Annotated in this window: 6 protein-coding genes; 4 read left to right on the top strand and 2 right to left on the bottom strand. The window is 43.0% G+C overall.

The annotated features are described in order from the left end of the window. Positions 1–555 precede the first annotated feature (555 nt). The 4 genes from AC58PQ_RS13630 (at position 556) to AC58PQ_RS13615 (ending at position 14792) form a co-directional block, all read left to right on the top strand. The gene (locus tag AC58PQ_RS13630; RefSeq protein ID WP_497242465.1) at positions 556–6753 is read left to right on the top strand and encodes a right-handed parallel beta-helix repeat-containing protein; all 6198 of its coding nucleotides are present in this window, start codon (positions 556–558) and stop codon (positions 6751–6753) included. 634 nt (positions 6754–7387) lie between these two features. Beyond that, the gene (locus tag AC58PQ_RS13625; RefSeq protein ID WP_497242464.1) at positions 7388–7585 is read left to right on the top strand and encodes a hypothetical protein; all 198 of its coding nucleotides are present in this window, start codon (positions 7388–7390) and stop codon (positions 7583–7585) included. Beyond that, positions 7582–9792 (top strand): S-layer homology domain-containing protein, encoded by a 2211-nt coding sequence (locus tag AC58PQ_RS13620; RefSeq protein ID WP_497242463.1) that lies wholly within the window; start codon positions 7582–7584, stop codon positions 9790–9792. The genes AC58PQ_RS13625 and AC58PQ_RS13620 overlap by 4 nt, the downstream gene beginning before the upstream one ends. Positions 9793–9920: 128 nt before the next feature. Further along, positions 9921–14792, top strand: coding sequence for an Ig-like domain-containing protein (locus tag AC58PQ_RS13615; RefSeq protein ID WP_497242462.1), 4872 nt, complete (start codon positions 9921–9923; stop codon positions 14790–14792). A 22-nt stretch (positions 14793–14814) separates the two neighbouring features. Here AC58PQ_RS13615 and AC58PQ_RS13610 read toward each other — a convergent pair whose 3' ends face one another. Next, positions 14815–16539, bottom strand: a complete 1725-nt coding sequence (locus AC58PQ_RS13610) for a sensor histidine kinase (RefSeq protein WP_497242461.1) — start codon at positions 16537–16539, stop codon at positions 14815–14817. 104 nt (positions 16540–16643) lie between these two features. Next, the gene (locus tag AC58PQ_RS13605) at positions 16644–18200 is read right to left on the bottom strand and encodes a response regulator transcription factor (protein ID WP_497242460.1); all 1557 of its coding nucleotides are present in this window, start codon (positions 18198–18200) and stop codon (positions 16644–16646) included. Positions 18201–18332 lie beyond the last annotated feature (132 nt).

Here is an 18332-nt window from a genome sequence, read left to right as displayed (position 1 = left end):
AATGAGAAACTGGACAGTTGGCATATAGCCGCTGTCCAGTTTTTTATTAATCTAGAGGTGGGTGGCTTATTTTGGTAATTACAGAACAAATGCATGAAAAGAGAACTGCTTGTTTTCTCGAAAATAGAACTTTTTAATGAGATAAGAAGTTTATTTTCACATCCTAAATATTTACAATCAAGAGACAGGAGGTGAATGATGAAATTTTAGAAAGCGTTTTCAATTAATTAATACCGCTAATATTCGTAACTTTCCTCATGAGATTTAATTCTACCTCACAAGAAAACCATCCAGAAAATAACAACACTTCCGAACGTTCTAAGTCAGTAACATGCAAGTGGTTGTCCCAGGAAAAATGTGGACAATACAGCTCCGCCTCCTGTACAGGCACCGTCACGTGCTGAAGCAGCAACAATTTTGACACGAATTTTGGCTAAATTAACATCTTAATAATACGTAGGGCTTGTTGAACGACAAAAAAAGGGTGAGGAAAGCGTACATTCGACTTGCCCCTTTTTTCAAAGTGAACATTATTTTCTATTTGGAGGTAAGTTTATGCTGAAAGGAATTGCAATAAAAACGCGCAAAACGATTGCCCTATTGTTAGCGTTGCTAATGATTTGTTCACCCATTCTATCCATGCCGGTAACAACAATAGCAGCAGCTGCAACAAGCTACTACGTTGATGGTATAAATGGTAGTGATGCTAACGATGGTTTGACAACCGGAGCAGCTTTCAAAACCATCCAAAAGGCCGCAACTGTGGCAACTAGCGGTGACACTGTCGAGATTAAGGCTGGTGTTTACCGCGAGACGGTTACCCCTGCAAGTAACAACGTAACATTTAAGAACTACAACGGTGAAAAAGTTATCATGTCCGGCGGCGACTTGGTGACAGGATGGACCGAAACCGCAGATGCTGGTATTTTTGAGGCTAATGTGTCTTGGAATTTTGATAGCGGTAACGGCAACATTGCATTTTTCACGGATTCGACTGGTAACCCTGTATCCATGAGCCCAGCACGATTTCCATATATAAAAGACAGTGAACTCTTAATCAAGTCAAAGTATGGAAAATTTGTAACTGCTGCAAATGCAGATGTTGACCCATCGGGTACTGTGAATGCAGATGGACAATTTTTAACGTATGACAACGAGTATGTACGTGGATTTACTGGCATGACAGCGAATGCTTGGACAGGTGCACTCGTTTATGCATCGTCAAACAATGGATACTCTGCAGGGACTGGTGAAGTTATTAGCAATACGGCCAATCAAATCACCTTTAAGTGGCCGCTATCTGGATACACACCAAAATCATTTGGTGTAGCCGTTGGTATGTATCTTTCTAACAGCTATCAAGCGCTTAAGCTTATTGCTGGCGCAGCTACAAAACCATCGAACGCAGCAGTGTGGTATAAAGATGTTGCTGCCGGTAAGTTGTATGTGTACTTCACAGATGCTTCCGCTACGGTTATTAACCCAAGCAGCGGTCAAGTTGAGTTCAAAAACAGAGAGAATGTTTTTAACTTAGACGGGCGTTCACATATTACCATTCAAGGTATTAACATTCGTTCTGCGGGAGTGAACTTTAAAAACTCTCATGACAACACATTCAAAGGTGCTGTTATCGAAAAAGTAGATTCCTATAACAAACTTTTTACAATGAGTGTGCTTACAGATGGCCTTACAAAATCGTTTGAGTTAGATGGCTACAACAACATGGTACGTGATTGTGAAATCAAAGACATGTATGGTTACGGCATCAAAATGTTGGGGCATGACAACAAGGTAATCAACAACAACATTCACGATGTTGACCTTTTTGGTTATTATCAAGATGGTGTAGGTATCTTTGGTTACAATCAACTGGTTAGCCACAACGAGATCTATAACGTGGGTCGTGCAGCTATTGGCGGTAAGTTCCAAAGCTCCGTCATTCAGTACAACAAAATGCATGATACGATGAAGATTTCCTACGATGGCGGTATCATTTACCTTGTCAACCATGACTTTGACCGTTCAGAAATTCACCACAATATTCTTTATGATGTGCCTAACTCGGCAAACGTAGAGGGGATCTATCCTGATAACGTGTCTGGAAACTTAAAAGTCTATAACAACATTATCTACAACACGAAAGTTGCTATGCTTTTTAGTACGCCTAACGAGCGTATGACTGTTGTAAACAATACAGTTCACAACTCTAATCAAAATAGTTTTGGCACTTGGGGCGACCCTGCTGACCAACTTGAATCTTTTGGAACGGTACTCATGGGTAACATCTTGGGTGGCACATTAGAATCCCAAACGGCTGGTGGAGCAGTTGAGCAGTATAATACTACGGGTACGAATGCTGTTGTTGGCGCAATTTTTGTAGACCCAGCCAATGGCGATTTCAGACTGAAAACACCTGAGCAGTATCGAAGCATAGAAATTCCAGGTGTAACAGATGGACACACGACTGGTTTTGCTGTACAAGGCGCAGTTCAGCCGGGAGTAGTTTGGACTGCTGGCTATGATATGGCGAATGCTTCAAACATTAACCCAACGTTCCAGTTGAAGAATTTACCTTATCAACAGTTGCTAAAGAACGGCGGTTTTGTGGACGGATTGGCTAATTGGACTACCGTAGGTTCTCCATCTATTATTACACATAACGCATGGGATTTTAGAAACGGTGGACAAAAAGCCCAAGGTATGCTTATAAAAGATGGCTACACAGGTGCAGTCCTAAAAAATAACGAACAGATTTCCCAAACAGTTAATGTAAAGCCAAACACCACGTACACGGCCTCGCTTTGGGGTAAGGTAATGGGTGAACGTAGATACTATTCAGATGCAATTCCAGTCACACCAGCAACCGCTCCTGATTCTTTTCCTTTCCGTAATTCAGAAGGCGCATTTATTGCAGGCTCATCTGTTACACTAAAATTCCCAGATGTTGAGTTTGCAACTGGTGTAGACAAAGTAATGTTTGGTACTGCTTCTGAAAACCCTGCTGGTAAGATAGAGATGTATAAGGGTGACCCAGCGGCAGGTGGCGTGTTAATGGCTTCGCAGACACTGGGTAGTAATGTGGGTTGGGGTTATAGGGCCATAAATACGCTGTCAAACGTACCTGCAGCCGGTGCATCAGCGGATATTTACTTGAAGTTTACAAACACAAACCCAGCGGCTTTGGCACGTACTTGTATGTTTATGGACTTCGTCGTATTCAAACAAGCGCCAGTTGCAGCCTCAGACTATCTTGAATTGGGCATTACGGGGCTTGCAACGAATCCTCCTGTAAAGCAAGCAACGGCTTCAACCTTTGGTGTCGCTGGTTCGACAGCCCGCCCTACACATAGTATTAGTTTTACAACTGGACCGAATGATACCAGTTTGACTTACTATGTGAAAAAAGGTGGTACCAACACGTTAAGAGGCTACATTGACGAGTTGGGATTATCAGAGAATTCAGCTTACACTCCTGTCAATCCAGCGGGCAGCACATACTTTAATGGCTTTGAAGATTCATGGCATCCTGCTAACTGGACTTGGGGCTTGGGTACGCCTCTTCTCGATTCAACGATGAAGTCAGAGGGTAACTATAGCTATAAACTGGATGGCTCTGTAGACAAAAATGCAGTCTATAGAGTATTAAGCTCATCTTATGCAAAGGTTGCAACAGTAGATTTCTATGACGACATGGCGGCAGGCAATAAGAGCCTTATTGCACATGTTGACAGCAGTGGTGCAACAAACTTTGATAAGATTGCTTATATGTATGGCGCAGGTATCCACACTGCAAATTCTGCAACGAACTACTCGATTACACTTGGCACAGGTGTGTGGCAAACGTCAACCGTTCCTCGTACGCCAGGTTGGCATACGCTTACATTTAATTATTCATCTGGTACTGGCGTGGATATATATATTGATCAAACTTGGATAGGGTATTCCAACAAGGCTTCTTCTTTTAACACCGTTGCGTTGGGAGACTTTTTCACAGGGGAAAACAGTACAGGTAACTTTGATAATGTGAATGTTGTGGATACAACCACTCTCAAACCACCGCTGGACCTCATTGTACCAAACAACTTGACAGTGGGAACGGCACTAACGACAGACACCAGTGCTGTAGTGAGCTTTGCTCCTAAAGTCAGAGGCGGAAATAATCCGCAAGTATCCTTGACTGTGACAAATGCCCTTGGTACAAATCAGCCTTTTACAACTGGTGGTTCGCTTCCTGTTGGTTTGTCCACGGTGACCGTTAAGGTAACGGATGGTGCTACAGTCATCACAAAGACTTTTTTTGTGAATGTCATTAAGACATACTACTTTGACAACTTCGAGAATGATCCAGTAGACACGTCTGGCGGAAAAGCTAACACAACTAACAGTGCAAATCCTACTTTAATGGGACCTTGGAAGGCGAATACTTCCGGAACAGCTGGAATTGTAGCAGCAACACCTGCTACGACTAATCAATTTAATTTTGATGGCTATAGTAGTTTTGGCACTGCTGCTGTTACCCCAAGTAACGATGGCAGAAACTTAAATGCGATTAACCAGACTCAAGCTGGATGGGATTTCCGTAACAAGGTTGTTACTGCTTGGTATTACGACGCTGATCCTACCGCTGCTATTGTTAATCAGGTTTTACAAGTGAAAAGTAGTACTGCTCCTGCGAACTCTTGGTTCCTAGGACAGTTCAATAGGACATCTCCGGCGCAAGGGTCAGCAACACAGTATAGTGTTCGTGCACTTACAACTTCAAGTAATTCATTTATTCCGTCCGGAATTTCAAGATCAGCAGGATGGCATCAATTAAAGATTGACTTTACCCCAGCTACTACGACAGATATGTATATTGATGGTACGCGGGTACGTCAAGAACCAAGGACGACAGAAGTTCCTAATTACATTGCCCTAGGTGACTTGTGGGAGAATGCAATTTCAAAAGCTTTAACCACGTACTGGGACAATGTAGCGGTAACCACCTCTTTAAACACCATGGGTCCTACGATCACACCATCAACCAACGCGACCACATACTATGCGGATACAAATGGTGTAGCTGTTGACAGTGGTATTACCTTTAAAGATTTGGATTCCGCCACTATACCCAATACTGCAAAAGTAATGGTAAGTATCGTGGATGGCTTCAAGAGTGCAGAAGATGTATTACAATTAACCAATGCTCCTAGCACTATGGGGGATATTGCAGGCAGCTACGATGCAACTGCAGGTATTCTTACTCTTTCTTCTGCAAGTGGTGCAACTGCTGCTCAATGGCAGGCTGCTTTGCAAGCTGTGCAGTACAAAAACAATTTAACAACCCCAAGTGTTGGATCTCGTGGCCTGAGTATTGTAGGCTATGATGGTATCAATCTGGGGAATGCAGTTACCAAAACTATTGCTATTTCATTGAATAAGTTACCAATAGTTTCTGACACAACGCTTGCGACCCAGCAAAACACTGTAGTTAATCTTACTGTTACAAACTTTGGCTTCAGTGATCTCGATGGTGATGCTTTGACCAGTGTCAAGATTCTTACACTGCCAGCCCATGGAACACTGAAGTTAAGTGGAGCAGCTGTAGTGGCAGATCAAGTGTTCCTCGCAAGCGATATTGCCAACTTGACCTATACGCCAGCTACTGATTATGTAGGAGCAGATGTGTTTACATGGAATGGTTTCGATGGAAACCGCTTTGCGACATCAGGTGCAGCAATTCAAGTCAATGTTACGGTCGAGCATGTGACTGCTGACAAATCGATGCTTAGTGCGGGGATTACAGCAGCCCAAGCACTGAATAGCAATACTTATACACTAACAACATGGTCTTTGTTTCAAGTTGCATTGATGACTGCAGTGAATGTAAATGGTGACGCGAATGCGACGCAAGCACAGGTCGATACGGCGGCTAGTAATTTGCAGATTGCTATTTCAGGGCTGCAAATCAATCAAGGGGCGCAATTGACGGGTCCAGCTTCCGTAGTAGTCGGGGCTCCTCTAAGTTTGACTTATAGCTTTGCGAATGTAATCGCAAGTGTATATGCCCAAGATCTGACGATTAGCTTTGATCCGGGACAATTGCGATATGTGTCTGCGGAGTCAATCGTTAACGGTTTTTCAGTTGTGGGTGAATCAGACTCTAATGGGATTGTAAGACTACTTGCAGCAGCAGCAGGACCGACTGGCGTCGTTACGGGAACAATGGACGTTCTGAAGCTGAACTTCCAGGCTCTGCAGTTGAACCAAGACGTGAGCAGTGCCGTTTACGTGACGCAATCTGTCGTCGCTGATGTAAATGGCATTCTAACCCCATTAAATAGCCTTTCTGTCTACAACGTACAGATTACTGCTTCAGTTGTGGACAAAACAGCGCTGAATGCGGAGATTGCAGCTGTACAGACGAAGGTCGATACAGCCAAGATTAGCTCGACACGATGGGGCCATTATTCACAGAGTGCAGTCGATGCGTTAAACGTGGCGATTAGCAGTGCGCGTACAGTTGCCAATGATGTGACGGCTACGCAGGCGCAAGCGGATCAGGCTGTTATTGATTTGAACACAGCGCTGGTTGCATTTGCGGGAGCCGTGAATACGACTGCAAGCATAGGAGACTTGGCCAGATTGGCAGCTCATTATGGAGCAACCAGCAGCCGTTCGGATTGGTCTGATCTCCAGATGTATGATCTTAACCAGGACAACAAGTTGGATATTAGCGATTTGGCAGCTTTGGCTAGAATAATTCTTGGATAATAAGCTTGTAATGAAAAACTGGACAGTTGGCATATAGCCGCTGTCCGGTTTTTTATTACCACAATAGAAAGTATAAGTTTTCGGGTCCCGAAAACGTCTTTCTATTTGGCGATAAAACCATATATAGGGATCTTTGGTCGGAGACCAAAGTCTCTCCACTTCAAACGCGGTCGCACATCTTTGAATGGCCTCGATAGAGGTTTTCTCAATCCATAGGTGGGGCAGAAGCGGATTTAACTAAACCAGGGCTTATTTTGGTAATTACAGAACAAATGCATGAAAAGAGAACTGCTTGTTTTCTCGAAAATAGAACTTATTAATGAGATAAGAAGTTTATTTTCACACCCTAAATATTTACATTTAAGAGACGGGAGGTGAACGATGAAATTGTAGAAAGCGTTTTCAATTAATTAATACAGCTAATATTCGTAACTTTCCTCATGAGATTTAATTCTACCTCACAAGAAAACCATGCAGAAAATAACAACACTTCCGAACGTTCTAAGTCCGATCATAGTGACGCTCAACGAAAGCAATACGGGCAATTGGCATTCAGCTCACGCTTGATGGCGATCATCATGACTTGCATGTTACCTCAAATGTTCAAAGTTAACATTTTGGAAGGGAATGTTTCATGCTAATGAGAAGAACGACAAGCTCTAATGTCCAGTTGAACTACACAGATCTCGAATTAGTAAAGCCGATCAGTGTAGGTACAATAGTGATTACTGCTGCAAACATCAATTATCCAAGTGAATCTGTAGGTCCAGAATCAGTAACATTTAAGACTAAACCTCCGCGCATTCTAACTTGGAAGGTAGGATTCTCATGAAGTATAAATTGCTTAACTTATTGCTGTTGTTTTGCCTGGTTTATGTCTTGCCGCAGACTGCGTCAGCTACGGACCATAGTCCTAACTTTAAGCTAGCACTTAACAATAGTAATCCTGGATCTGGGGATAGGATACAGGTTACATTGTCGGGACAAGGTTTAAACGATGTATTTGCTTACGAAGCCAGCTTGGAGTTTGACTCCGTACATTTGACTTACGACAGCTGGACGGCTCCGACATCAGGTTTTCAGGTAGCTCCGATTGTTAAGGGGAACCAACTTACCTTTGCGTATACGAAAATAGGTAACGCTCAGGGGATTCACGGGAATCTGGATCTGGGGACGATCACTTTTAAGACGAATGGCGACGCCCCCGCGGACATAACTCTTAAGCGTGTAAAATTGATAGATTCAAAGCTTGCTTCACTTACGGTGGAAACATCCGATGTACAAGTTTCTGTGATGATATCGGTTCAGGGTGATAATAGCGCAAGTGCAGCGGATGTAGCAGCAGCTATAAGCTCAATTCCGACGCCTTCAATGAATGCAGTTTCGCTGGCGCTTCCAGCTGTCCCAGATGGTTTTACGGTTGCGATCAAGAGCTCGGACAACACCAATGTCATTGGAACGGACGGCTCGATTATTCCTCCAACTGCCGACACAACCGTGACGCTTGTCTTGGAAGTGACCAAAATATCAGACCATACAACAGCGATAACAAGTAGCATTCAAGTGGTTGTCCCAGGGAATGGCGACAACAGAATAAGTGCAGCGGATGTAGCAGCAGCTATAAGCTCAATTCCGACGCCTTCAATGAATGCAGTTTCGCTGGCGCTTCCAACTGTACCAGATGGTTTTACGGTTGCGATCAAGAGCTCGGACAACACCAATGTCATTGGAACGGACGGCTCGATTATTCCTCCCACTGCCGATACAACCGTGACACTTGTCTTGGAAGTGACCAAAATATCAGACTATACAACAGCATTAACAAGTAACATTCAAGTGGTTGTCCCAAGGAAAAGTGTTGACAATACAGCTCCGCCGCCTGTACAGGCACCACCGGATACATTAATACCGCCTACTGTTCCAGCAAACAGTCAAACGACAAAGGTGGTAACGGTTGAAGACATCAAAGAGCCAGCAGTTAACGGTATAGTGAACCTTACCATCAGCGGTGAGGTGAAGTCGATCGTGCTTCCAGCCAATAGCGGCAATCTGCTCGGCAATCATATGCTGGCAATTCACACGGACAAACTAACGCTGGATCTTCCTCCGGAAGTTCTCGGTCAATTGGCGAGCATAGTATCGGCGGATATATTGAAGGATAGCACCATCGAACTGAACATTATGCCGATGGCTGATGCAGATGCGAAACATTTGTTGGATAAAGGACAAACCTCAAGTGCGGCTCAGCTGCAGTTGTCCGGACAAGTATTCGAATTCAGCTTATCCGTGGTCCAAAAAGACGGCACATCATTGAAGTTGTCTAACTTCAATAAGCCGTTGACAATCCACTTGAAACCAGCTGAAGGTTTTGATCCGAAGCTGACTGCGATCTACTACATCGCTGACGATGGTACGCTGGAATACATAGGCGGAAAGTACGTGAATGGTGAGATGGTTGCGCAAATCCATCACTTCAGTAAGTATGCATTGCTAGAATATAAAAAATCGTTCACCGACGTTCCGTCCAGTCACTGGGCATGGGCATCGATTGAAGAATTGATAGCTAAACAAATCATTAACGGCACGAGCGCGAATACGTTCGAGCCTGATCGTTCGGTAACGCGCGCCGAATTTACGGCAATGCTTGTACGCGGGCTACATTTAACGCAAGTAGGCAGTCAGACGTTTGCTGACGTAGCTTCTGGTGACTGGTATGCACAGCCGATTTCGATTGCGGTGAAGGCAGGAATCGTTACCGGCAAGACCGCCGATTCATTCGCTCCGAACGAGCAGATCACCCGTGAAGAAATGGTCACTATGGTGATGCGCGCATACACGATCAGCCATGGCGCACCAGCAGACATTATTAAGTCTTCATCGTTCAGTGACGAAGCGGATGTGGATTCATGGGCTCTGCCGTACGTGCGGGAGGCTGCTTCTCTGCAGCTGATCAGCGGTCGCGAAGAGGGCAAATTTGAGCCGAAAGGTCAATCAACACGGGCCGAAGCGGCGACGGTTTTAAAGCGCATTTTACCGTAAACATATGCACGTTTAAATGAAGTGGATTTAAGAACTAAAGGGAGTTTTACAATGATAATGCGCTTTGCAAACGGTTTTAAACAATCGGTTTCAATTCTGAATCGCTGCAAAGTTTAGGAGGGTTTTAGATGAAGAAAAGTGTTAACAAGAAGGTTATAGCAATGTTCTTGTCGTTTGCAGTAATTTTAAGCATGTTTGCAAACGTAATAACGGTATCAGCGGCTATTTCAGGGCTAACTCAAACTGAAAACCCGCGTATGAGGATTTCCAACGATATAGCCTCGGTTCAAGTAGGAAGCACCATTACCTTATCCGCCATCGCATTGCCTTTCAATGCTTCCAACCGAAATATTACATGGACAACAAGTACAGATGATATTTCGATAGCAAGTCTTGGAACCCCTACTCAACCAGTTGCCGGTGCTTATGGTTCACGGGGAACGGTGGTTGTTACGGGTGTTGCGGCAGGAACGGTGACGATTACCGCAACCAATATTACTACAGGGAGTTCTACGACCTGTATACTGACTGTTTATAACGCACCATCAGCATCTACCACTTTCTATTACGTTTCCCCGACTGGAAGCGACAGCAATCCAGGAACACAATCTCAACCTTTTAAAACGGTGCAGGCGGCTCAGAATGCGATTCGTACAGCATATCCGACAACAGCAAGCTTACCTGTAGGAGGCGTGACGGTTTATCTTCGCGGTGGCGAATACCCGCAAACCTCGCCTATAACATTTACGCCAGCTGACTCGGGCACTCCCGGTAAGCCGATTGTTTACCAAAACTACCCTGGTGAAACCCCAGTTATCTCTGGCGGAGTTCCAATTTCAGGATGGTCACAATTGACATCAAGCGATATCAATTTCAGTAAATTTCCGACAGCGGCACAATCACATATTTTTGTCGCAAGCACTGCAGGCACTTCACTTGCCAATTTCCGTTTCCACGACCTGTACATTGATAACATTCGCCAACAAGTGTCTCAAGAATCAAATACCACGGACTGGCATCAGTGGCCTCATGGTAGTTATTTGACAAGTTTGGGCGGTTCCACAAGTGGATTTCCGCATCCCAATTCGACCAAGGGACTTCCTTATCAGTTTTCGGGTACCGATTTATCGGGACTTACCGGAAATCCTGACATTGAAGTGAATTTTATGCCGGAAATATACTGGAACTCCCTTGTTACTTTAAGTGAAATCAACGGCACAACCAATCAGGCTTACATGCAGTCCAAAAATCCAAATATTTTCAACCGTGATGTAGGCAATACGCCTTACAATATATTGAATGCACCACAGTTTATTGATGTTGCCGGAGAGTGGTGTGTTGATTCGGTCAACAGCAAGGTGTACTTTTGGCCAAGCGATGGAACGATGTCCGGAAAAAACATTGTCGCTCCTAAACCTTATGAGCTTATTAAATTTACAGGTGACTACAACCAATCGCATGGAAAAACCCTTCAAGACGCAGATTGGAAGTCAGCAGTTTCTGATATTACGCTTAAAGGAATAACTTTACAATACACCGACCGTATGCCTGAAAATCAGTGGCCGGCCGATCAGTGGATGTTAAGAAATTCCGAAAATCCGGATGCAGCTGTACTTGTTGAGGGTGGCAACAATATTACAATTCAAAATAATATCATTCAGCACACAGGTTCGTATGCAGTGGCGTTAAATTTTTATTCTCAAAACAATAAAGTTCTTGCCAATCAATTAACTGATTTGGGTGCCGGAGGCGTTGAAATCATAGGTTACGGTGCTGGAACGAAAGATTTGAACAAATCAAACACAGTTAACTACAATAACATTCAATATATTGGTAAGGCACCCTACTTGCATTCATCGGCAGTAACTACAAACGGAACGTCTTACAATACTGCGAACTATAACTACATTGGAAATATTCCGTACACAGCGTTTAACAATGCCGGAACTGACCAAAACAGTATGACTTCGACTACTCCCAATACGAGAGCAGCAATAGATTCGTACGGAGACAAGACTGCACAGTATCATGTGAGATTTAATGAATTGAAAGGTGCGGGAGGCGCGAATATAGATTTTACCACGGATACAACTCGTATCGGTGACGAAGGCCGTGGATCTCCCGGCTCAGAATTGACGCGTGATTTTTCCAATAATGATTATAATGTATATAGTAATAATGTAATTGATGAGTACATGCTGTACATGGCCGACGGAGGATGCTTGTACCAGTGGTACGGCGGACGTTATAATTCGTATGATAACAATACGATTTACAAGAGCCGTGATGCTATTGCATGGCCGCTATATGTATTGTATTTTGATAATTCCAGCAGTTATACAAGCATGTCAAACAACCAGATCTGGGCGCATCAGCAGTCGGTTATGTCCCATTACGGAACTTCCGGAATAGGTCTGACCGGAGGCAACACAACGGCCGGATCTGCTTTTGGTTGGCCTGATGCTCCTGCGGGGTATAACTCATTAAGAAACGCTAATCTTAGCTTGTTGACTGCAAATAATACGCCGGGACTTATGCCCAATGCACCGATTTTAAACACGCCTAATTCCTTGCAGCTTCCTTTTACACTTTCTTGGAGTCAGGCCACCGGCGCCATTAATTACAAGGTAGAGATTTCTACCAATAAAGAATTTAGCAATGTCGTTTACAGCAATACGTTGGCAAGTACAAGCGCTAATGTCACAGCCTCAGATCTGACTCCAGGAACTACGTATTATTGGCATGTCCTATCATACGGAATGACGAATCGAACCGCTGTCAGCAATGTTATGCCTTTTACTACTTCTACAGGGCAGGCTCCTCTGGCTCCTCTGAATCCGGTTGTAACAGCAGCTTACAGCAATAATACGATTAATTGGACGGCAGATAGCACTGCGTCAAACGAAACGTACACCGTTTGGAGATATGACGGTACAGAGCTGAAACAAATTGCCGCGAATGTAGATCGTACATTCTTGGACGATGAGGGAACAGATCTTCCGGGCGGAAGGCTTATCCAAGGTGCTTCATACAGTTATGTGATTCAAGGCCGCGATTCAACAGGCCGTATAAGTCCAATGGCGTATACGGATACGATTGTTGCAAATGGTAAATCCGTGCTATTTAGCGAAGATTTCACTTCGCAGGATATACCTGCCAATGCAGCGCGTTGGACCTTAATGAGCGGTGCATCTACGTCAGATTTTGATTCGACAAATATGAGACTGAATATTAATGCTACGGGCACAGACGGCTATCCGGAGTATATCATTACCCCTCCAAGCGGTCAGACATGGCAGGACTATGTCCTTGAATTTGATCAGACAACGACAGGTTGGTCTGGAGGAGCGCCCTGGCAGGCACTTGGCATTTACACAAGATACACGCCTGTTTCGGGCGGGAAAAATTCGTATGCTTTCTTGCCGAGAAATGCTTCGAACGTGCTAGAGTGGGATACAGTTACAAAGGATATCTGGGGTGGTGTTCCTTACAATGACGATAGTGGCAAAAATTACAGAACTAACCCGATTCCATACAATTTGACCGATTACTATAAGTTGAATACGAAGCGTCATGTTAAAATTCAGCATATCGGTTCTACTTTAAACTGGTATGTTGATGGATCACTTCAATTTTCTGCAGCAACGAAAACCAATTTGTTTACTAACGGAGGAATCGGCTTCTCATCGAATTTGTTTCAAGGTTATGTAGAACACGTAAGGCTGTATTCCAAGGTTGCCACTGATTATCATACCATTACTTTAAACTCTAACGGTTCTACTTGGCGTAAGCTTCAGATTAAAAATGGCGGGACGATGATTATGCCGCTTGATATGCCTTCAAAAGCCGGGTATACGTTCCAAGGTTGGGTTGACAATAACGGAACGCCTGTTAATTTGAATGGCTTTACTCCTACAGCGGATCAGTCGGTATATGCCTCTTTTGCACTTACGAATTATAATATTATGAGCGATCCGAACTTAGTTAACGGAGCAGTCTTAGCTAACCCAAAGGCAAATTACAATGATCAGGTAAGCGTGAGCGTAATGCCTGCTTCGGGATATCAGTTGATCCCTGACTCACTTATGTATGTAGATCCTTCAAACGGGGATGCAACTCCGATTATCAATAACAGCTTTACCATGCCAAATCACGATGTTATCTTAACTGCTCAATTTACGCTTGTCACTGCCGGAATTGGTGTTCAGTTAACCGGTCCGGCAACCGTACTAGTCGGGCAGCCTATTACTTTGACGTACAGCTTGGTGAATGTCACTACGAGTGTTTACGCCCAGGATCTGACGATTAGCTTTGATCCAGGACAATTGCGATTTATATCTGCGGAGTCAATCGTTAACGGATTTTCAGTTGTGGGTGATTCAGACTCTAATGGGATTGTAAGATTGCTTGCAGCAGCAACAGGATCGAATGGCGCCGTTACGGGAACAGTAGACGTTCTGAAGCTGAACTTCCAGGCTCAGCAAATGAACCAAACAGTGAGCAGTTCCGTTTACGTGACGCAATCTGTCGTCGCAAACGTTAATGGTGTTGAAACATCCTTACATAGCCTCTCTGACTACAATGTTCTGCTTACGATTTCGAATGTGGACAAAACAGTGCTGAATGCGGGGATTGCAGCTGCACAGACGACAGTCGATACAGCCAAGATCAGCCCGATACTATGGGGACATTATCCACAGAGTGCAGTCAATGCGTTGAAAGCAGCGCTTAGCAGCGCGCGTACAGTTGTCAATGATGCGAATGCCACGCAGGCGCAAGCGAATCAGGCTGTTATTGATCTGAACACAGCGCTGGTTACTTTTGCGGCAGCCATAAATACGACCGCAAGCATAGGAGACTTGGCTTTATTGGCAGGTCATTATGGAGCAACTAGCAGCGGTCCAAATTGGTCTAATCTCCAAATGTATGACTTTAATCAGGACAACAAGTTGGATATTGTCGATCTGGCAGCTTTGGCTAGAAAAATTCTTGGACAATAAGCTTATAGTGAAAAGCCTGCCCTCAACGATGATTGGAGGGCAGGCTTTTCAGCATTGTTATGTTTTGCTCCTTGATTTCTTCCGGCTTCATGCAAGGAATTCGCAGCGTAACGTGGCTTCCATTGGAACCATCGCTTTCGATATCCAGACCATAGGAAGAACCGAACAGAAGATTTATCCGCTCATTCGCGTTATGAAGGCCGATGCTTCCTATCGTCGATGGTGAAGCTATGTTTAGTTTTCGTTTAAGTTCACTAAGTTTGTCAGATGGGATACCGATGCCATTATCTGAGACGGTTATGAAGATCGTATTGCCTTCTTGGTAACCGAGAATGGACAATACATTGTCTTGTCTCCTGCGATCAAATCCATGAATAAGGTAGTTTTCTACAATGGGCTGAAGAATTAATTTAATGATCCCACAGTGCTTTATTTTATCTTGGATGTCGATATGGAACTGAAATAAGTTTTGATACCTAACCTCAAAAATGTTCAAATACATTTGGCAGAATTCGATTTCTTCAGCGATCGTGACGACCGAATCCGCTTTCAGGGAAGCTCTAAACAACGTTGCGAGGGAATGAATCATTTGCCCGCCTTCATCATTCCCGTCGATTTCCAGCCTTGCTCGGATCGCCTCTAAAGAATTGTAAAGAAAATGCGGGTTAATTTGATTTTCAAGAATTTTCATTTCGGCAACCTTCTGCTGCAATTCATAGACATAAGATTTATTAATATAGTCCTGCAGATTGTCGCACATTTTGTTAAAGTGTATGGCGATTTGTTCAAATTCATTGTCTTTATGGGTCAAGGGAATTCTATGAAGTAAATTGCTTTTAACCGTTTTTCCCATCGCATTAACGATTCGATTGACTCTTTTCGATATGATCCCCGTTACAAAAAAGTAAACGGAGAAGATCAATAAGAGAAGGATAATCGCAGCAAGATAAGTTGAGTTATTAAAAATATTCAATTGCTTATTCAAGGTCGATTTAGGTAAAACTGAAGCAAAAATGAATTTACTCTCATCCGAATTGACAACATGTACAATACTTTCCTCCGCTAATTCTACAGAATCAGAAGATTGGGATATTTTATCGAAATAAGGATACTTCTTACCGTAATAGGTGGAAGATGAATCGAATACGACCTCTCCTTCTTTGGTTAAAATCAATAGATAGCCATTCATATCTTTACCAAATTGAATGACGGTGTTCTGAAGGTCTTCCATGCCAAACTCGATGATGAATCTTCCCATAAATAAGCTGGATCGAGGGTAGTAAAAATTACTGGCCATTCCAAAATAATAGTTGGAACTTTGGCGCGTGTTGTAGGAATCTAAATGCGCTGGCAAAATAAAACTGACCTGGGATGGATTCTGTAACTGAGGTATGTTTTTAGTAATAGGCTCTGTAAAATCAGAAAAAGTATAATTTAAATCATATAAATACAAGTAAGCTTTTTTAGTAGTGCTATTATACAAGATGAGATGGCTGATATTCTTGTCAACACTTACAAGATCGTCCAGTTTATTAACCATTGATTGCTTATCGAACGAATGATCGACGTAAAATTCGCTAGGTTCCGTATCGCCCATCATGCTCATGATGTAGGTGTTCAAATCCTGATCATTATAAATTTTCAATAAAATATCTCGTATCGTTTTTGAACGATTATCCATGATATTCTGCATGGCGGCGATCATTTGTTGGTGAATCCCTATTTGGCCCTTTTTTAATAGTTCCATGGAATTGTCAGCAACATATCGAGTAAAACCATAAAGCGCAAATGAAAGTATTAGGATATATAGCAACAAGATTTTTGTGAATAATTTGATCTGAATAAATTTTTTCATTTGAATTGTGCTGGGGAAACACCAGTCGCCTTTTTGAAAATTTTATAAAAATGACTAGGCTCCAAATATCCGACCTTGGCGGATATATCTGTTACCTTCATGTCTGTTTGGAGAAGCAGTTCTTTCGCTTTCTCAATTCGCAAATGATTGATGTAGTTGCTAAATAGGATGCCAGTTTCCTTGCGAAATAGCTGTCCTAGGTAGGAAGCATTGACGTTGAACTGAAAAGAGAGTGTCTTTAATGAAAGATCTTGTTCCGAATTTTCTTTGACGTAATCCAAAATTTGCTTGATTGTTGCATTTGTCGCGTTGTCTCTCTCGGAAAGCAAATCGCATGCAGTACTGATGGTATCATATACAAGCCCGATCAGGTCCTCGTATCTATCCGAAACTGCAAAGTGGTGATACAGATTTCTAAATGATAAAGGGATACTTTCAGGATGAATGATCGTATTTTTTACAGTATTGGAGACTTGAAATAAGAGTTCCAAGATTGCATTTTTGAACATGACAGGTGTAATCTGGCTATTTCCATGGATTTTGGTGAATGTGATTCGGGTGATTTCAAGGCATTCCTCTTTTTTGTTTGACAGGATGAAATTATTTATTTGTTCAAGTGGCAAATCGAGATACCATTCACCATCGCTTCTATTTTTTTCGATGTCATCGGATGTGACAAGGCTGTTAGGCGGCAGTAGAAACGTGTACCCTTGTAATTCCTTTGCCGTATGGTAACTTCTATGGGCAGTAAATAAGTCCGATTCGTCATTACCAATGGTGAGGAGCAATTGCAGTTCAGTATGAACGGTTAGGGCCGTTAATATGGACTGTAGTTGATCGTGTAAAGATAAGCTGCCCTTGTTAAATAAATGCTCTGGGAAAACTACCACAAGATCATAAGATGGATCGCAAAAAGACAAGTTTTTCAGATCTTGCCCGAACTGTTGCAATAGAAAATGTTGAATGATTAAAGTTGCCGCATGCTTGTCTGAATTACCATTGCGATTAAGTATTTTGAATAATGCTATACGATATTGGGCAAGGCTGGTGTCAAATTGAGCCATGTGGGCTTTCTCTCGAAATTCTGCTTTGGTTACAGAGTTGGTTACCCATCGAAGGAGAAAGCTTTCCCGAAAAGCATTTATCTGCTCGTTGAGATTGATTTGACGATCGAAGTCTGCTTGCATTTTGTCTACGATACTGCTCAGTGTAGAGGCTAATTCCGATTTATCAAGTGGTTTTAACAGATAGTTTTCCACGCCTAATTTGATAGCTTCTTTCACGTAGTTAAAGTCGTCATGTCCACTCAAAATAACAATTTTTACCTTTGAACCTCGTTCGCGTATGTTTCGGATCAGCTCAATTCCATCCATCTGGGGCATCTTAATGTCTGTTATCATGATATCGACATGGTACTTATCCATCCAGTCGATGGCATCTAAACCATTGAAAGCGTTGCCAACAACTTCGAGACCTAGGTCATCCCAGACGGATGATTTAATGAGTGCTTCTGCTACGATCGGCTCGTCTTCTACAATCAGTACTTGATACATAATAGAATCCCTCCACTTGATTCCTATCATAACAAATACAAAGTGAAAATGAAAACGCTCTATAATTTTGACAGATGCATCTAGAGTTTAAACAATTGAGTCCGAAACCGCTCCGTATTAACATTGGATATG

The organism is Paenibacillus sp. J22P143 (genome assembly GCF_059692035.1).
The sequence above is the reverse complement of the archived record's forward strand: the minus strand, read 5'-3'. Positions and strand labels throughout refer to the sequence as shown.

Bases quoted from the DNA above. Each gene is read 5' to 3' on its own strand.
- AC58PQ_RS13630 (WP_497242465.1), top strand. From the start codon at position 556: ATGCTGAAAGGAATTGCAATAAAAACGCGCAAAACGATTGCCCTATTG.
- AC58PQ_RS13625 (WP_497242464.1), top strand. From the start codon at position 7,388: ATGCTAATGAGAAGAACGACAAGCTCTAATGTCCAGTTGAACTACACA.
- AC58PQ_RS13620 (WP_497242463.1), top strand. From the start codon at position 7,582: ATGAAGTATAAATTGCTTAACTTATTGCTGTTGTTTTGCCTGGTTTAT.
- AC58PQ_RS13615 (WP_497242462.1), top strand. From the start codon at position 9,921: ATGAAGAAAAGTGTTAACAAGAAGGTTATAGCAATGTTCTTGTCGTTT.
- AC58PQ_RS13610 (WP_497242461.1), bottom strand. From the start codon at position 16,539: ATGGAACTATTAAAAAAGGGCCAAATAGGGATTCACCAACAAATGATC.
- AC58PQ_RS13605 (WP_497242460.1), bottom strand. From the start codon at position 18,200: ATGTATCAAGTACTGATTGTAGAAGACGAGCCGATCGTAGCAGAAGCA.